Here is a 16975-nt window from a genome sequence, read left to right on the forward strand (position 1 = left end):
TGACTCGTGCAGTACGACTGTACGAGCTCATCGACGAAATTGCGCGCGGCTGGTAGAAACGAGTGATGGCTGCGCTTCGATCGGATTTTCGAAGAATTGACGTCCGACGAGCAGGAGGCAATTTCCAATCGATTGGCGTGTACGGTGGGCGAGCGCCTCCTGTCGCGAGACAACCATCCGCTGAAGCACAGAGAGCTGAAGATCACAGGCGGAGCGTGGGCTGACTTCGAGCTCTTCTCGGTTCGCTGAGTCCAGCCACCTCGGCTGGGGTCGCGTGGGTCAGCTCAGGGCCGGGGTGAGCTTGGCCAGCTGTGCAACGCCCTCCTGGAGCGTGATCGCCCGCGTGCCGAAGCGTCCGGTGTAACTCGAGTCGTCCACAAGGTAAGGTTGTTCCCATTGTGGCAGCATCTCCACGACGCCGCCCGCCGACTTGGAGAACAGGCCTGCCACGCGCAAGAGCCAGCGTTTGGCCACGATCGGGCGCACCGCCACGTGCATGGCATGGGCCACCGCTTGCACGAGCTCGCGCTGGCTCACGTGGATGACCGGCGCATGAAACACCCCGCCCTCCACGTCGTCGCCCGCGAACGCCAGCTCGATGAGACCGTTCACCACGTCGTCGCGGTGCGTGAAGGCGTGCGGTGCGTCGGGGTTGCCGATCAGCATCGGGCGCTTCCCGTTCTTGAGCCCGCGCAGGCCATCGCGCGTGAGCAGGGCGCTGGTGAGATCGGGCCCCCAGAAGTCGCTGGCGCGGAAGATCACCGCACGCAAGATGCCCGCGCGCTGCGCTGCCGTGTACAGGTCGGCGATCTGCATGCGGATCTTACCTTTCTCGGTCTCGGCCGCATGGCGCGTGTCGGGCGAGAGCGGGCCCTCGCGCAAGGTGTACAGGTAGAGCGCGTCGAGCAGCACCAGGCGCACACCGGCACGGCTTGCACCCTCGATCAGGCCACGATGGAGCGGAGGCAAGGTCTCGGCCCAGACGTTGGCGTCGTAGGTGGCGGGATTGACCGCGGCGATCATGGCGTGCGCACCACGCGCGATCTCCGCGAGCGCCTCGCCGTCGCGAGCGTCGACCGAACGGTGCTCCACGCCCATGGGCATCGAAGCGGGCTTCGTGCGGCTGCACCACGTGACCCGGTGGCCGTCTGCGGCCAGTTGCTCCACCAGGGGCGTGCCGATCTGGCCAGCGCCGACGACCACGATGTGCTTGGGGCTCTCCGTTTCGCTGCGCTTCGACATGGGAACCTCTCCTCGGTCCTCAACATGCCCCGCTCTCGACCATGCCGAAAATCGATTCTCGGACTATCATGTATGCTTACAAAGCATGGATGCACCCGTCGACCTCTTGCCTGCCCTGCTCGCCCTGCTCGAGACCGAGAGCGTCACGCTGGCCGCTCGCCGCATGCGCGTGGGCCAGCCCGCCATGAGTCGCACGCTCGAAAAGCTGCGCCAGGCCACGGGCGACGAGCTGCTCGTGCGCACGGGCAGAAAGCTCGTGCGCACCCAGCGGGCCAACGAGATCTTGCCCGAGGTGCGTTCGCTCCTGGCAGGCGCCCAGCGCGTGCTCGGTCCACCCAGCGCGTTCGTTCCGCGCACGGCCCGAGGCTTGGTCACGCTCGCGTTCGGCGACGACATGCAGGCCGTCTTGACGAGCCATTTGCTCGAGCGCATGCGCGCGGCGGCGCCCGGGCTCGACATCCGCGTGCGTCCGCTGGTGCTCGAGAGCGCGCACGAGGCCGTGCGCGGCGTGGTCGATCTGGCGGTGCTGCCCGACCTGCGGGGGCAGGTTCGCATTCCCATGCTCGACGAGCTGGTGATGAGCGTGCAGTACACGCGCCGCTTCGTCACGGTCACACGCAAGCGCAAGAAGCTCACACTCGAAGCGTTCCTCGCGGCCGAGCACGCGCTGGTGTCGCCAGGCGGCGAAGAGGGCGGCTACGTCGACGACGCGCTGCGCGCCCTGGGCAAGCGCCGGCGCGTGGCGGTGACGGTGCCGAGCTTTCAGGCAGCCATCACGCTCGTGCGTGAGTTGGATCTGGTCGCCACGCTGCCCGACGACATCGTGCGCGTGCTCGCTCCCGGTCTGCACCGTCAGGCCTGTCCCGTGAGCACGCCCGAGCTGCCCATATGCGTGGCCTGGGCCCGGCGCTTCAACCAGGACGCGCGTCACCGCTGGCTGCGCGAGCTGGTGAGCGAGGTGGTGCGCGAGCTCGGCCGCGGCTTTCCCGGGCGCGCGCGGCGCAGCGAGCCGGCCACCGTGCCCGCGGTCGGATAGAGGATGCCGACGATTCCGCGCCGCGCGCTCGTGCGTCGCGCTGTCGTACTGCGCACATCCATCCCTCGTCGTCCGCAGGGGGCCCTCGACAGGGCGCGGGGTGGCGGGCGCGCCGCTTCGGACGGCATCCCGCGGCGGGAGGTGCTACCCCCTCGCGCACCGTGAGTCCCCGCGTTCCGCAAGAGCAGCCCCCCGCTCCGCCCGCCCCCGGCGGCCGGACCTCGTCCCCGCCCGCGTCGGGGGGCCCGATCCGCTTTCCCGAGGAGCTGCCCATCTCGGCGCGGGTGCGCGACATCGCCCGGGCCATCGAGGCGCACCAGGTCGTGATCGTCGCGGGCGAGACCGGCTCGGGCAAGACCACGCAGCTCCCCAAGATCTGCCTGGCCATGGGCCGCGGCCTCTCCGCCCGGATCGGCGTCACGCAGCCGCGCCGCATCGCCGCCGCCAGCGTCGCGGCCCGCGTCGCCAAGGAGCTCGGCGTCGAGCTCGGCAAGGAGGTCGGCTACAAGATCCGCTTCTCGGACAGGACGAGCGCGGCCACCTACGTCAAGTACATGACCGACGGCATCGTCCTCGCCGAGATCCAGGGCGATCCGCGGCTCTCGGGCTACGACACGCTCATCATCGACGAGGCCCACGAGCGCAGCCTCAACATCGATTTCCTGCTCGGCTACCTCAAGCGCCTCCTGCCGAGGCGCCCGGATCTCCGCGTCATCGTCAGCTCCGCGACGCTCGAGACCGACCGGTTCGCGGCCTACTTCGACGGCGCCCCGGTGATCGAGGTCTCCGGCCGCACGTACCCCGTGGAGGTCATCCACCGCCGCCCGGAGAGCGGAGAGGCCGAGGTCGCCGACGCCGTCGCCGCCACGGTCGAGGAGATCACCTCGATCGATCCGCGCGGGGACATCCTCGTCTTCCTCCCCGGAGAGCGCGAGATCCACGACACCATGGCCGAGCTCACGCGCCACGGCCTGCCGCACACCACGCTGCTGCCGCTCTACGGGCGGCTCCCCCAGGGCGACCAGCAGCGCGTGTTCCAGTCCCTGCCGGGGCGGCGGATCGTGCTCGCGACCAACGTCGCGGAGACGTCGCTCACCATCCCGGGCATCGTGTACGTCATCGACTCCGGGCTCGCCCGCGTCAACCGCTACAGCCCGCGCACGGGCGTCACCCAGCTCCAGATCGAGCCCATCTCGCGCGCGAGCGCCGATCAGCGCAAGGGGCGCGCGGGCCGCGTGCAGAGCGGCGTGTGCTTCCGGCTCTACGACGAGCAGGACGACAGGGGGCGGCCCGCGTACACCGATCCGGAGATCCTGCGCGTCGGCCTCTCGGGCGTCATCCTCCAGATGAAGGCGCTCGGGCTCGGCGCCATCGAGGATTTCCCCTTCCTCGACGCGCCGTCGAAGCGCGCCGTGGACGAGGGCTACCGGGTCCTCGAGGAGCTCGGCGCGCTCGACGGCGCGGGTGAGCTCACGGACACCGGCAGGAAGCTCGCGCGGCTGCCGCTCGACCCGCGGCTCGGCCGGATGGTCCTGGGCGGCGAGAGCGAGGGGGCGCTCGCCGAGGTGCTGATCATCGCCGCGGCGCTCGGCGTGCAGGATCCGCGGGAGCGGCCGCTCGCCGCGCAGAAGCAGGCCGACGACGCGCACCGGAAATTCAAGGACGAGGCCTCCGATTTCGTGGGGCTCCTGAAGCTGTGGAGCTTCTACCAGGACGCGCAGGGCCGGCTGACCCAGAACCAGCTCAGGAAGGCCTGCCGCGACCATTTCGTCTCGTACCTCCGCATGCGCGAGTGGGCCGACGTGCACCGGCAGCTCAGCCGGATCACGAAGGAGATGGGGTTCTCGCCGAGCGACGCGCCCGCGAAGGGCGACGCCATCCACCGCGCGCTCCTGCCCGGCCTGCTCAGCCGCATCGGCATGTGGAACCAGGAGAACAAGGTGTACCTGGGCGCCCGGCAGACGCGCTTCCAGCTCCACCCGTCGTCGGGCCTCGCGAAGAAGCCGCCCGCGTGGATCATGGCCGCCGAGCTGGTCGAGACGTCGCAGCTCTTCGCCCGGATGGCGGCGGCCCTCGATCCCGCGTGGATCGAGGCCGCGGCCGGGCCGCTCTGCAAGCGCAGCCACAGCGACCCGCACTGGGCCGCGAAGCCGGCGGCCGTGATGGCCCGGGAGCAGGTGACGCTGTACGGGCTGCCGATCGCAAAGGATCGACGGGTCGACTTCGGGGCGATCGACCCGAAGTCCGCGCGCCAGATCTTCCTCGTCCACGCGCTGGTCCGGCAGGAGTACACGACGCGCGCGCCGTTCATGGACGCGAACCGGCGGCTCTTCGAGGAGGTCAGCCGGCTGCGCGACAAGGCGAGGAGGAGCGAGATGCTGGCCGACGAGCACGCGCTCGAGCTCTTCTTCGACCGGCGCGTGCCCGAGGGCGTCTACAACGGCAAGACGTTCGAGGCGTGGCGGAAGGAGGCCGAGGCGGAGGACCCGCGGGCGCTCCACCTGTCGCTCGCCGACGTCCTGCTCGACGAGGCCGCGGACCTCACGCCCGAGCGCTTCCCCGATGCGCTCGACCTCTACGGCGCCGCCGTGCCGCTCTCCTACCGCTTCGATCCGGGCGAGGACGACGACGGCATCTCCCTCTCGCTGCCGCTCGTGCTCCTGCCGCAGGCCGATCCCGACGAGCTCGAGTGGATGATCCCCGGGTGGCACGCCGAGAAGATCGCGCAGCTGCTCGAGTCGCTGCCGAAATCGCTCCGCAAGGCGCTCGTCCCGCTCGCCCCCCTCCGCGAGGTCGCCCGGGAGATCGCGGCGGAGCTACGGCCGTTCCAGGGCCCGCTGCGTGCCGTCCTCGCGCGCGCGGTCGAGGACCGCACCGCCGAGCGCGTGCCCGCCGACGCGTTCCGGCCCCAGGATCTGCCGCCGTACCTGCGCTTCTATTTCCGCGTGCTCGACGAGGACGGCCGGGTGATCGGCGAGGGGCGCGAGCTCCGCGAGCTCAAGGAGCGGCTGTCCGGCCGGGCGCGCGAGGCCTGGGCGAGGGTCGGCAAGGCGGGCCTGGAGCGGGACGGGCTCACGTCGTTCAGCGTCGAGGCGCTGCCCGAACGCGTCCAGGTCGACGCCGGGCGCCACAAGGTGTTCGGCTACCCGGCGCTGGTCGACGGCGAGACGTCCGTGTCGGTGCGCGTGCTCGCCTCGAGGGCCGCGGCGGCCGAGGCGACGCGCGCCGGGCTGCGGCGGCTCCTCTTGCTGCAGCTCGGGGGCAAGATGAGCCAGCTCGAGCAGCCGCTGCGGAGCGCCGTGGCCGTGAGCGGCCTCGGCGCCAAGGTGGCCCCGGGCGAGCCAGGCCTCGCCCGGCAGATCGCGCTGCGCGCGCTCGACGAGGCGTTCCAGCTCGGCGATCCCGGCGCCTTTCCGAGGACGAAGGCCGCGTTCCAGGCGCGCCTCGACAAGGGCCGCGCGTCGCTGCAGGGCGTGCTCGGGAAGCTCGCGGGGCTGGCGCGGGAGATCGGCGTCGAGCTCGACCGCGTGCAGGCGATGCTCCGGTCGATGACGGGCAAGCCGGGCGCGCCCCGGCCGGCGCTCGACGACGTGCGCACGCAGGTCGACTTCCTGCTGCCGGTCGGGCTCTTCTCGCGCGCCCCGGTCGACCGGCTCGCGCACCTGCCCCGGTACCTGCGCGCCGCGCAGATCCGGCTCGAGCGGCTGCCCAACGGGCCGCAGAAGGACCAGAGCAAGGCCGCGCAGGTGCTGCCGTTCTGGCAGGACTACCTCAAGCACCAGCAGGGGCTGCGCGACAAGGGGGTGCCCGCGGAAGAGCTGGAGTCGTTCCGCTGGCTGATCGAGGAGCTCAGGGTGTCGCTCTTCGCGCCCGAGCTGAAGGCGGCTGTCCCGGTCTCGCCGCAACGGCTCACGGAGCAGTGGAAGCGGCTGCTGGGATAGCGGCGCAGGGACGCGCTCAACGCCTCGGGACAGGGCGGCCCGAAGCCACCCACCGCCCTGGCGCGACGTCTGGCGGCCACGGCCTACGGCGGCGACGGCCTACGTGGACCGTCACCCCCGCTTGAGCCGCTCGATCTCCGCGAGCGCCGCCGCGAGCTGCCGCTCCATGTCCCCCCGGCGCCGCGCCTCTTCCTCTGCCTGCTCGGCGGCCGCGCGCGCCTGCTCGGCGGCCGCGCGCGCCTGCTCGGCGGCCGCGCGCGCCTGCTCGGCGGCCGAGCGCGCCTGCTCCCGCGCCGCGCGCGCGTCCTCCTCCGCGCTCGACAGCACCCGTCCCTCGCCGTCGAGCCATCGCAGCCAGTCCGCCTCGAGGCCCTGGTAGACGCCGCGCCGAACACCGAGCTTCAAGCCGAGCGGCGGACACGGGAACGTCCCATCGGCGTCAGGAGGCGCCACCGTGTACGAGCGTGACGCCATGTCCAGCGCATAGGCCTCCATCACGCCGCTCAGCGGATCGAAGAGGTAATACGCCGCCACGTGAAGCAGCTTCGCGTACGTGCGCATCTTCTCCCCGCGGTCGATCGCCTCGGTCGACGGCGAGACGAGCTCGATGACCACGTCGGGCGTCCGCCCGCCCTCCTGCCAGACGACCCACGACTTCCGCTCCCTGCGCTCGGTGTCCAGAACGACGAACACGTCAGGCCCGCGAAAGTCGTTCTTCTTCGCCTGCAGCTCGCTGAAATAGATGAACATGTTGCCGCCGACGTAAAAGTCGGTGCGGTCCCGCCACGCAGACTCGAGCGTCTCGATGAGCAGCGTCATCTGCTTGCGGTGGCGCTCGGTTTCCATCGGCTCACCATCGTCGCAAGGTAGCTCGTCCGCTCCCGGGGGAACGGTGGGCACGAGAGAGGAGCTCAGGGGGTTGCGCATGGAGGTCACCGTCGGCCAGTCGACCGGCGTCGCAGCCTACCACGCCGGCGCGCGGCCGGTGCCCAGCGCCCGCCGCGCCGACAGCCACGCCGCCAAGGCGCGGCAGCGCCGCGGCCCGAGCGCGCGTCGCCGCGCGAGGTCCCCAGCCCCGCCGCACAGGGCCCCAGGACCGCACCGCGCGCCGCGCGCCACCCGACGGACGGCCGCCACCGCTCCCCTCGATCGGGTTTTTCCTTAAGACGTACGCCCGCTTGGCCGCGACGCGCCGCTCCAATGAGCACTGGACGCAGCGCTCACCCCGCTGGCAGGCTGCGCGCCGGCGAGGCTCCTCGTCCGGGTCCTCGGTGAGCGATGCAGGTAGGTGACATCATCGACGGCCGGTTCTGCATCGAGCACCTCGCGGCCTCGGGCGGGATGGGGGCCGTCTACCGGGCCCGCGATCAGGAGACCGGCGAGGCGGTCGCGATCAAGCTCCTGACCACCGAGAGCGCCCAGCACCTCGTCCGCTTCGAGCGGGAGGCCCACACGCTCGCGGCCGCCCGGGTGCCCGGCGTCGTGCGGTACGTCGCGCACGGCACCACCGCGTGGGGACAGCCGTACCTCGCCATGCAGTGGCTCGACGGCGAGACGCTCTCCGACCGGCTCATCCGCCAGGGCCTCACCCTCGAGGAGACCCTCGAGCTCGGCCTCCACGTCGCGAGGGCGCTCGGCGCCATCCACAGGCTCGGGCTCGTCCACCGCGACCTGAAGCCGAGCAACCTGTTGCTCGAAGGCGGCTCGCTCGATCGCGTGCACCTCATCGACTTCGGCCTCGCCCGCGCCGTCACCGACGAGCCGCTCACGGCCGCCGGCCTCGTCCTGGGCACGCCCGGGTACATGGCCCCCGAGCAGGCGCGCGGCGAGCTCAGCGTCGACGCCCGCGCCGACGTGTTCGCCCTCGGCTGCATCCTCTACCGCTGCCTCACCGGCCGCGCCGCCTTCCAGGGCAACGCCGGGCTCGCCGTGCTGATGAAGGTCCTCCTCGAGGAGCCGCCCCGCGCGCGCGACCTCCGGCCCGGCACCCCCGCCGCGCTCGACGATCTCGTCGCCCGCATGCTGGCGAAATCGCCGCTGGACCGGCCGGCCGATGGAAGCGCCGTGGCGGCCGAGCTCGCCGCGATCGACGCGCCCGAGAGCAGCGTCGGCGGGCCTCGCTCGTTCCCGCCGCGCGCGGTGGAGCTCACGACAGGCGAGCGGCGCGTGACCTGCCTCGTGGTCACCCGCGAGCGCGCCGTCAGCTCCAGCGCCGCGGCGGAGCCGCGCCAGGCAGAGCTCTGGCAGCTGCACGACGTGGCCGAGCAGTACCGCGGCGAGCTCGAGCTCCTCGAGGGCCGCTCGCCGCTCATCGTGCTGTCCGGCGCGGGCGCGCCGACCGACCTCGCGGCGCGGGCCGCCAGGTGCGCGCTCGCGCTGCAGGAGCTGCTCGGCGGCGGGCCCGTCGCGCTCGCCACCGGCCGGGCGGAGCTCTCGGCGCGCGTGCCCGTCGGGGAGCTCATCGACCGCGCCTTCCAGATGCTCGCCGCCCACGACGACCGCTCCCCCGCCGCGGGCGTCCGCATCGACGAGGTGACCGCGGGCCTCATCGGCATGCGGTTCGACGTCACCGAGGACGCCGCGGGCCGCGTCCTGCACGGGGCGCGCGACGAGCGGACCGCGCAGCTGCTCGGCAAGCCGACCACCTACGTGGGCCGCGAGCGCGAGCTCGCCATGCTCGTGGCCGAGGTCGATCGCTGCATCGACGAGGGCGCCGCGGGCGCGGTGCTCGTGACGGCCGAGGCCGGGATGGGCAAGTCGCGCCTGCGAAAGGAGCTCATCCGCAAGCTCCGCGAGCGGGGAGACAGGATCGAGGTCTGGCTCGGCCAGGGCGACCCCATGGGCGCCGGCGCGGCCTTCGGCCTGCTCGCGAGCGCGCTCCGGGACGCCCTCGGCGTCGCCGACGGCGAGCCCCTGGAGGCGCGGCAGCGCAAGGTCCGGAGCCGCGTGGAGCAGCACGGGGGCATCGACGCGCCCCGCGTCGCGGCCTTCCTCGGCGAGCTCGTCGGCGCGCCGTTCCCCGACGAGCACGACGTGCAGCTCCGGCTCGCGCGGCGCGACGCCGTGCTGATGGGCGACCAGCTCCGCCACGCCTGGGAGGACTTCCTCCAGGCGGCGTGCCGCGCGGGGCCCGTGCTCCTCGTGCTCGAGGACCTCCAGTGGGGCGACCTCCCCACCGTCACGATGGTCGACGAGGCGCTGCGCCAGCTCAAGGACATGCCGCTGCTCGTGCTGGCGCTGGGGCGGCCCGACGTGCGCCGGCTCTTCCCGAAGCTCTGGGAGGGCCGGCTGGCCCACGAGCTCCACCTCACGCCGCTCCCGCGCCGCGCGAGCGAGCGGCTCGTGCGCGAGGCGCTGGGCGCGCACGCGACGCACGACCTCGTGGGGAGGCTCGTCGAGCGCGCCGACGGCAACGCGTTCTTCCTCGAGGAGCAGATCCGCGCGGCCGCCGAGGGCAACAGCGAGGGCCAGCCGGAGACGGTCGTGGCCATGGTGCAGGCGCGGCTGGAGACGCTCGACCCCGAGGCGCGGCGGCTCCTCCGGGCGGCGAGCATCTTCGGCGAGACGTTCAGGTCGAGCGCGGTCGCCGCGCTCCTCGGGAGCGCCGACATCGCGCAGGTCCTCGCGGAGCTGCTCCGGCGCGAGGTGATCGCGCGGCGGGGCGAGGGGCGGCCGCGGGACGACGCGGAGTACTGCTTCCGCCACGCGCTCGTCCGCGAGGCGGCCTACGGCATGCTGACGGCGCGCGACCTCCGCATCGGCCACGCGCTCGCGGGCAGCTTCCTCGAGGCGGCCGGCGAGGGCGATCCGAGGGCGCTCGCCGAGCACTTCGAGCGCGGCGAGGAGCCCGAGAAGGCCGCCGAGTGGTACCTGCGCGCCGCCGACAACGCGCTCCGCGGCAACGACCTCGCCGAGGCGATCGCCTGCGCCGAGCGCGGCATCGCCTGCAGGCCGGATCCTGCCGCGGTGGGCGCGCTCCGCCTGGTCGAGGCCGAGGCGCTGCTCTGGCGCGGCGAGCCGGCCCTCGCGGAGCAGCGCGGGATCGAGGCGACGCGGCACCTCGCGCCGGGCTCCGTGGCGTGGTTCTCGGCGTTCACGCAGCTCGCGGGGGCGGGGCACAAGCAGGGCCACTACGAGCGCGTCGAGCGCTGGATGATGGTCGTCCTCGGCACGGAGCCGCTCGACGGCGCGCGCATCGCGAGGAACGCCTGCCTGCTCGAGGGGGCGATCGTGCTCCTGCTCGGCGGCCGCTACGCGTGCGTCGACGCGCTGATCGACGCGGTCGAGCGCGCGACGGAGGACGCGTCGGCCGCGGATCTCATGATCGAGGCGAAGCTCCTCTACCTGCACGGGCTCCTCCGGCAGCACAACGGCGATCCGAGCGCCTGCATCGCGAGCATGGGCGCGGCGCTCGCCGCGTTCGAGGACATCGGCGATCGCCGCGAGGCGTGCCGGGCGCGGCTCAACATGGGCCTCTGCTACGTCCAGTTCGGGTACTTCGAGGCGGCGGCGGGGGTCCTCCGCGCCGGGCTCGAGGAGGCGGAGCGGATGGCGCTCGACGACCGGGTCCCGAACGCGCTGCAGAACCTCGGCCTCGCGCTGGCCCACGCGGGCGAGGTCGACGCGGCGAGGGCGGCCCTGCGGAGCTCGATCGAGGCGCTCACGCGCCGCGGCGACCGGCGGCGGGAGTGCGAGAGCCGGCTCCAGCTCGCGCGCGTCCTGCTCCTCGCGGGGGAGCCCGCGCTCGCCGAGGCGGAGGCGCAGGCGGCCGAGGCGCTCGCGCGGGGGGTGCCGGAGCGGCTCCCCGCGGCCATCGCGGCGCGCGCGCGCGCGCTGCTCGATCTCGGGCGCGCCGGCGAGGCGCTCGCCGCCACGACGCAGGCCCTGTCCCTGCTCGAGTCGGGCCCCCGTGACGAGGAGGGCCCGCTGGTGCGCCTGGTCCACGCCGAGGCGCTGGCCGCGACGGGCCAGATGGCCGAGGCCAAGGGCGCCATCGCCCTGGCCCGCAACGGGCTGCTCGTGCGGGCCGGGAGGATCGGCGATCCTGTCTGGCGCGAGCGCTTCTTGCGCGATGTCCCCGACAACGCGCGGATCCTGGAGCTCGCGCAAGGCTGGCTCGACGGACACGCGCCCTGAAGCGCCAGCCGCGCTGGGGCGAGAGCGAGAGGCCATCCGCCGTCCGGGGGAGCCCACAAGGCGGTGATTCCGGCCGCCGGGCGGGAGCATCTTTTTGTCACCCGGGACAGGCGACGTCGCAAGTAAGCTGAGCCTCTATCTCTGACCTCGTGTTCGAACACAGGGAGGCACCTCCATGCTCAGGTCGTCCGTCGTTCTGATTCCCCTCGTGGCCCTCGCCGCGTCTGTCTCGTGCAGCAGCGAAGACAGATACCGGCCTCCCACGACGGGGGACCTGCCCTCGAGCGGCGTCACGACCAGCGGCGGACAGGGCGGCGGCACCGGCGGACAGGGCGGCGGCACCGGCGGACAGGGCGGCGGCACCGGCGGACAGGGCGGCGCCGGTGGGCAGGGCGGCGCCGGTGGGCAGGGCGGCACCGGCGGACAGGGCGGCGCCGGCGGGCAAGGCGGCGCCGAGATGCCGAGCTGTTCCAACGGCGCGAAGGACAGCAACGAGACGGACGTCGACTGCGGCGGCGCCTGCGCAACGCCGTGCCGGGTCGATCAGGCGTGCGCGGAGGCCGCGGACTGCTTCTCAGGGCGGTGCGAGGAGGGCGGCGGGGGCAGCGGCGGCGCCGGGCGCGCGTGCGTGGCGGCGCGGTGCGACAACGGCGTGAAGGACGGCGACGAGACGGACACCGACTGCGGCGGCGGTGCCGCGCCGCGCGACGACAACCCGGCGTGCCCGCCGTGCAAGACCAGCAAGGGCTGCGCGGCGGGCTCGGATTGCGAGTCGTCGAGCTGCGTGAATGGCCAGTGTCTGGAGCCGGCCTGCAGCGACGGCGTGAAGAACGGCCAGGAAACCGACGTCGATTGCGGCGGGATCTGCCCCGGCTGCCCGCCCGGCGACGCGTGCTCCAAATCGACCGACTGTATCGAGCTCGTCTGCCACGAGCAGGTCTGCCAGGCCGCGACCTGCAGCGACGGCGTGAAGAACGGCAAGGAGACCGACATCGACTGCGGCGGCACGGAGGGGTGCAGCGCCCGGTGCCCGGCGGGGCAGCGTTGCAGCGCCAACGCCGACTGCGCGACGTCGATCTGCAACGCCACGAACCGCGTCTGCGCGTGCCCGGCGTGGATGGTGATCTCGCCCGTGAGCGGCGGCGGGAGCTACTGCATCGATCAATACGAGGTGACGAAGCAGGAGTACGATCTCTTCCTCCAGGCGAACCCGGTGCTCGCCGGCATGCCGGCGGAGTGCGCGGGGAACATCTACCGTCCCTCGAGCGGGTGGCCCTACACGGAGGGGCGAGTGCCCGTCACCCACGTCGACTGGTGCGACGCCTACGCGTACTGCTCCTACATGGGCAAACACCTCTGCGGCAGGATCGGCGGAGGCGCGAACTCGCCTGCCGACTTCGCGAGCCCGACGCGGAGCGAGTGGTTCAACGCGTGCTCCGGCCAGGGCGTGAACGAATACCCGTACAGCGATCTCTATAGTGAGGCGACCTGCAAGGTGGGCGACTCGAGCGGCGAGTTCGCCAGGAAGCCCGTGCCCCCCAACCCGCTCCCGCCGATCTCGCCCTGCGAAGGCGGAATCACGGGCCTCTTTCATATGAGCGGCAACGTGGCGGAGTGGGAGAACTCCTGTGACGCGCAGGGCAATTGCCTCGTCCGCGGCGGCTCGCGGGCCTCGCAGCAGGACGAGGATGACATCACGCGCGACACGCTGAAGGCGGCCAGGTGCGATGCGCTCCTGGACCAGGATCGCCTCACCCCGTCTGCGGACATCGGCTTCCGCTGCTGTCTCTGAGCGTTCGCGCGGGAGACGCGCCAGGCCGCCGCGCAGGGCGCTCGACGCGCCCCGCGCCGGCCCAAAGCGGGCGGCGGCCGCGCTCACCGGCGCCGCCGCCCGGCCGACGAGCTCACTGCGCCGGTTCGGGATCGCAGCCGTAGAGGACGTCGACCGCCGCCATGGCGTCGTCCTGGACCAGCCGGCACGCGTCGGGGCAGAGCGTGATCATGTCGTTCTCGATGTAGAAGGAGCCCGGGGCGCACGCTGCCACGCTCGCCACCTGGGCGAACGATTGCGGCTCGCTCCCGTCGCCGGGCGTGTACTGGACGACCACGGTCGAGAGGTCGATGATCTCCCCCGGCGGCGAGTCCGGCACCGCGAACTCGCACGCGACCACCGCGCCCGTGATGACGCCCTCCGCGATCGCCTGGAACACCACGTCATAAGAGTCCGTCTGGCAGAGCGGGAACCTGAGGCCGCCCGTCCTCTTGCTGAGCGTCTGGTAGCCCGTGCCCGGCGCCACGGCGGTGCCGCACGTCTCCTCGACCACGTCCGCGTCGGGCGCGTAGGCGTCCGTGGGGACCGTGTTCTCGTGGAGCCCTACGATGCTGTGAAAGACGTAGTTGGGCGCGGTCGCGTCGCCGAAGACCGCCGGGTCCAGGCCGAACAGCAGCTCCTCGAAGTCCGTGGCGACCTCCTCCCAGGGCTGCCGCGTGTCGTCGATATAGATGTTGCGGGGGAGGTGCGTCGACTGGCAGCCCACGTGGTCGTCGGTGATCACGGTGATCACCTTGAACGAGTCCTCGCGCACCCACTCCGACCACCCGGACGGCGCCACGCCGTACTGGTCGGGCATGCCGCCGTTGTAGCTCCCGAGGAGCACGCAGAGCGCGTCGTTGCTCCTGATCTCGTGGCTGTAATGGTAGAAGACGGGCGGGTTGTTCCCCGGCGCCTCCGGCACCGGGGCGCAGCTCGCGGCGCTGAGCGGAGCGCCGACGCAGATCGAGTCGTCGACCTCCGCAGCGCCGTGCGCGGAGATCATGATGACGCGGTAATCGATGCCGCTCTCGCCGATGATCGAGGCGAAGCTCTCATTGATGTTGTTCTGTACGCTGATGATCTCGTTCGCCATGCTGGGCGAGTTGTCGATGACGAACACGATGTCGACCGGCCGCTTCGTGAGCGTGGCCTCGGCGACCGTGGCGACACAGGCCGTATCGGGCGTCACGGGGCCGCTGCCACCCGTGTTGGAGCCGCTGGAGCCGTTGCCGATCGTCCCCCCGTCGTCACCGCCCGCGCCGCCCTCGCCCCCGCCCGCGCCGCCCTCGCCGCCCCCACCCGCGCCGCCGGCTCCACCGACGTTCGCTCCAGCCGTCGCGTCCGCGTCGCCCTCCGCCCCGGAGCTGCAGGAGCACCCTGCGGCGCCGGTCATCACCAGAACACCCAACCCAAGAAGCGGAACCAACATGGTAGACCGGGAGAGCTTCACATGAACCTCGACCGCTAGGGCGCATGAACGCGCTATTTCAGATTGCACAATTGCAACGAGATGTGGTGACGATTTTGACCTGACCGCGATTTTTCTCGGAGGCTGTTCCATGACATGTATCATGGAAGCGTCTTTGTCATTCCACGTGGTGCGCACGGCGAGGCGCGGTGGATGGAGGCGCGGCCACGCGCCACGCGCCACCTGTAGCGCGAAGCGAGGGCGCCAGCTGGAACGCGGCGCCGCAGCGGCGCCGCAGCGCGGCGGGCGCCTCGGCTCCTCGGACGCTCCGCGTGGGCTGGATGGTCTCTGCACAATGCGCCCCTAGGATGCAGGTATGAGCCTACGTCATGACTTTCCTCGCATCGGCATCGATGCGATCGCGCTCGCCGTCCCCCGCCGCTTCGTCGAGCTCGCCGAGCTCGCCGAGGCGCGGGGCATCGCGCCCTCCAAGTACCTGACCGGCCTGGGGACCCGCCGGATGGCGATCGCTGCGCCCGACGAGGATCCGATCACCCTCGGCGCCAACGCGGCCCGCCGGCTGTTCCAGCGGTCGGGCGCGAGCCCCGCGGACATCGGGCTCTGCGTCGTGGGCACCGAGACCGCCGTGGATCACGCGAAGCCGGCGGCCTCCTTCCTCCACGGCCTGCTCGGGCTGCCGAGCGCGTGCCGGGTCTTCGAGGCCAAGCACGCCTGCTTCGGGGGCACCGCGGGCCTTCTCAACGCGGTGGACTGGATCGCCTCGGGCTCGGCCCGCGGCCGCGCCGCGCTCGTCGTGTGCTCGGACGTGGCGCGCTACGCGCTCGGCTCCGCGGGCGAGCCCACCCAGGGCGCCGGCGCCGTGGCGCTGCTCGTGCGCGAGCGGCCGCGCCTCGTCGAGATCGAGGTCGGCCAGACCGGCACGTACGCGCGCGACGTCTACGATTTCTGGCGGCCGCTCCACCACAAGGAGGCGCTCGTCGACGGTCACTACTCGGTGCAGTGCTACCTCGACGCCCTCGCCGGGGCTTACGGCGAGTGGCGCCGCGTGGCGGGCGACGGCGATCCCCTCGCGCGCACTTGCTATCACGTCCCCTACGGCAAGATGGCCCGCAAGGCCCACCGCCACCGGCTGGCGATGGACGGCCTGACCGAGCAGGCCGCCGACGAGAGCTTCGCCGTCGAGGTGGAGCCGTCGCTCGATCTGCCGTCGCGCATCGGCAACATCTACACGGGCTCGCTCTACCTGGCGCTCGCGTCCCTGCTGAACGCGGAGGCCCGCGCGCTCCAGGGGCAGCGCGTCGGGCTGTTCAGCTACGGCTCGGGCTGCTGCGCCGAGTTCTTCGCGGGCAGGATCGGGCCGGAGGCCGGGGCGCTCGTGGCCGCCCTCGAGATCGACGCCCCGCTCGACGGGTGCCGTCGCGTCTCCGTCGCGGAGTACGAGGCGCTGCGCAAAGGCGACGAGGCCGCCGACCGCCGGCCGGCGCCCGAGGGCGCCGAGCGCGGGGGCGCGAGCCTCGACGGCCGGGTGGTGTACCTGGGGCTCGACGCGATGGAGCGGCGCGTCTACGCCAGCGAGTGAGCGCCGGAGCGGGCAGCTCGCTCAGCCGGAGCCGGACGAGGGGGACGTGAGCTCCGAGAGCTTCACGGTGAAGAGCTCCGCCCCGCCGGCCGCAGCGACGACGACCCGCAGCGTGCCGGAGGGGGCCGGTCGCTTCAGGCGCGCGGCGACCGCGCGCGTGACCGGCGCGAGCGGCGCGATGCTCTCGGCCATCGCCGAGCGCGCCATCACGCCGACCAGCATCGGCGCGCGCTCGCCCGCGGCCAGGGCGGCGCGGAGCATGCGCTCGGGTTCGAGAGCCGGGTCGCGCTGCTGCAGGCCGATCGCGATGAGGTAGCCCGTCGGTTCTCGCAAGGAGAGGAGATAGCCCGTCAGCGGCGCGGGGGCGCTGCTGCGGGCCGGGAGGCTCTGCAGCAGGCGCGCGAGCTCCGGGCGGTGATCGGCGAGCAGCTCGGCCCGCTCCTCGTGATCGGACATGCCCGCCCGCCCCTGCTTCGCCTGGGCGTTCGGCGTGAGACCGCGATTCCGCGGGGTGATCGTCGCTGCGTCTTTCGGGACCATGTTCCTCCAGCGAGGGCTCCTGCCCTCCGTGTTGTTTGTTCCGGTCACCGCGCCGCGCGTGTCACGAAATCGGACGCGGCCGCGCGTCGCTCGCAAACGCCGGCCGCGCGGCGCTGCACCGGGGCGAGCCCGCGGCGCCCCGGTGGGCGCCCGCTCGCGGCCGACGGAGGACCGCCCGGGGCGCGGCCCCCGTCCGCGGCGAGGGCGCGGACCTTGCGATGAGGCGCCGCGAGCTCGCTGCCCTCCGGCGCGGAGCGGT

At 72.7% G+C, this 16975-nt stretch carries 9 protein-coding genes; 5 read left to right on the forward strand and 4 right to left on the reverse strand.

Annotated features, from left to right (window positions below):
- Positions 1-279: 279 nt before the first annotated feature.
- Positions 280-1242: an NAD(P)H-binding protein gene (locus WMF27_RS31545; protein WP_437765162.1), complete on the reverse strand. Its 963-nt coding sequence runs from the start codon at positions 1240-1242 to the stop codon at positions 280-282.
- An 85-nt stretch (positions 1243-1327) separates the two neighbouring features.
- Between WMF27_RS31545 and WMF27_RS31550 the strand changes: the two genes are divergently transcribed.
- Together WMF27_RS31550 and hrpA are read left to right on the forward strand one after the other, a co-directional pair.
- Positions 1328-2278, forward strand: a complete 951-nt coding sequence (locus tag WMF27_RS31550; RefSeq protein ID WP_437943219.1) for a LysR family transcriptional regulator — start codon at positions 1328-1330, stop codon at positions 2276-2278.
- Between the two features lie 161 nt (positions 2279-2439).
- Positions 2440-6219: an ATP-dependent RNA helicase HrpA gene (gene hrpA, locus WMF27_RS31555; RefSeq protein WP_437943220.1), complete on the forward strand. Its 3780-nt coding sequence runs from the start codon at positions 2440-2442 to the stop codon at positions 6217-6219.
- 111 nt (positions 6220-6330) lie between these two features.
- Here hrpA and WMF27_RS31560 read toward each other — a convergent pair whose 3' ends face one another.
- Positions 6331-7065, reverse strand: coding sequence for a Uma2 family endonuclease (locus WMF27_RS31560; protein ID WP_437943221.1), 735 nt, complete (start codon positions 7063-7065; stop codon positions 6331-6333).
- A 432-nt stretch (positions 7066-7497) separates the two neighbouring features.
- On the opposite strand from WMF27_RS31560, the gene WMF27_RS31565 reads away from it, so the two are divergent.
- Both WMF27_RS31565 and WMF27_RS31570 read left to right on the forward strand, forming a co-directional pair.
- Positions 7498-11355: a serine/threonine-protein kinase gene (locus tag WMF27_RS31565; RefSeq protein WP_437943222.1), complete on the forward strand. Its 3858-nt coding sequence runs from the start codon at positions 7498-7500 to the stop codon at positions 11353-11355.
- 175 nt (positions 11356-11530) lie between these two features.
- Entirely contained in the window at positions 11531-13147 is a 1617-nt protein-coding gene (locus WMF27_RS31570) for an SUMF1/EgtB/PvdO family nonheme iron enzyme (protein ID WP_437765157.1), read from the forward strand.
- 112 nt (positions 13148-13259) lie between these two features.
- On the opposite strand, the gene WMF27_RS31575 is transcribed toward WMF27_RS31570, so the two are convergent.
- Entirely contained in the window at positions 13260-14561 is a 1302-nt protein-coding gene (locus WMF27_RS31575) for a hypothetical protein (RefSeq protein ID WP_437943223.1), read from the reverse strand.
- Between the two features lie 391 nt (positions 14562-14952).
- On the opposite strand from WMF27_RS31575, the gene WMF27_RS31580 reads away from it, so the two are divergent.
- Positions 14953-16176, forward strand: coding sequence for a hydroxymethylglutaryl-CoA synthase family protein (locus WMF27_RS31580; protein ID WP_437765155.1), 1224 nt, complete (start codon positions 14953-14955; stop codon positions 16174-16176).
- A 21-nt stretch (positions 16177-16197) separates the two neighbouring features.
- Here WMF27_RS31580 and WMF27_RS31585 read toward each other — a convergent pair whose 3' ends face one another.
- Positions 16198-16716 carry a hypothetical protein gene (locus WMF27_RS31585; protein ID WP_437943224.1) on the reverse strand — a complete coding sequence of 173 codons (519 nt, stop codon included), beginning with the start codon at positions 16714-16716 and terminating at the stop codon, positions 16198-16200.
- Positions 16717-16975 lie beyond the last annotated feature (259 nt).

Source organism: Sorangium sp. So ce281, from assembly GCF_051527395.1.
Lineage (GTDB): Bacteria > Myxococcota_A > Polyangia > Polyangiales > Polyangiaceae > Sorangium > Sorangium cellulosum_B.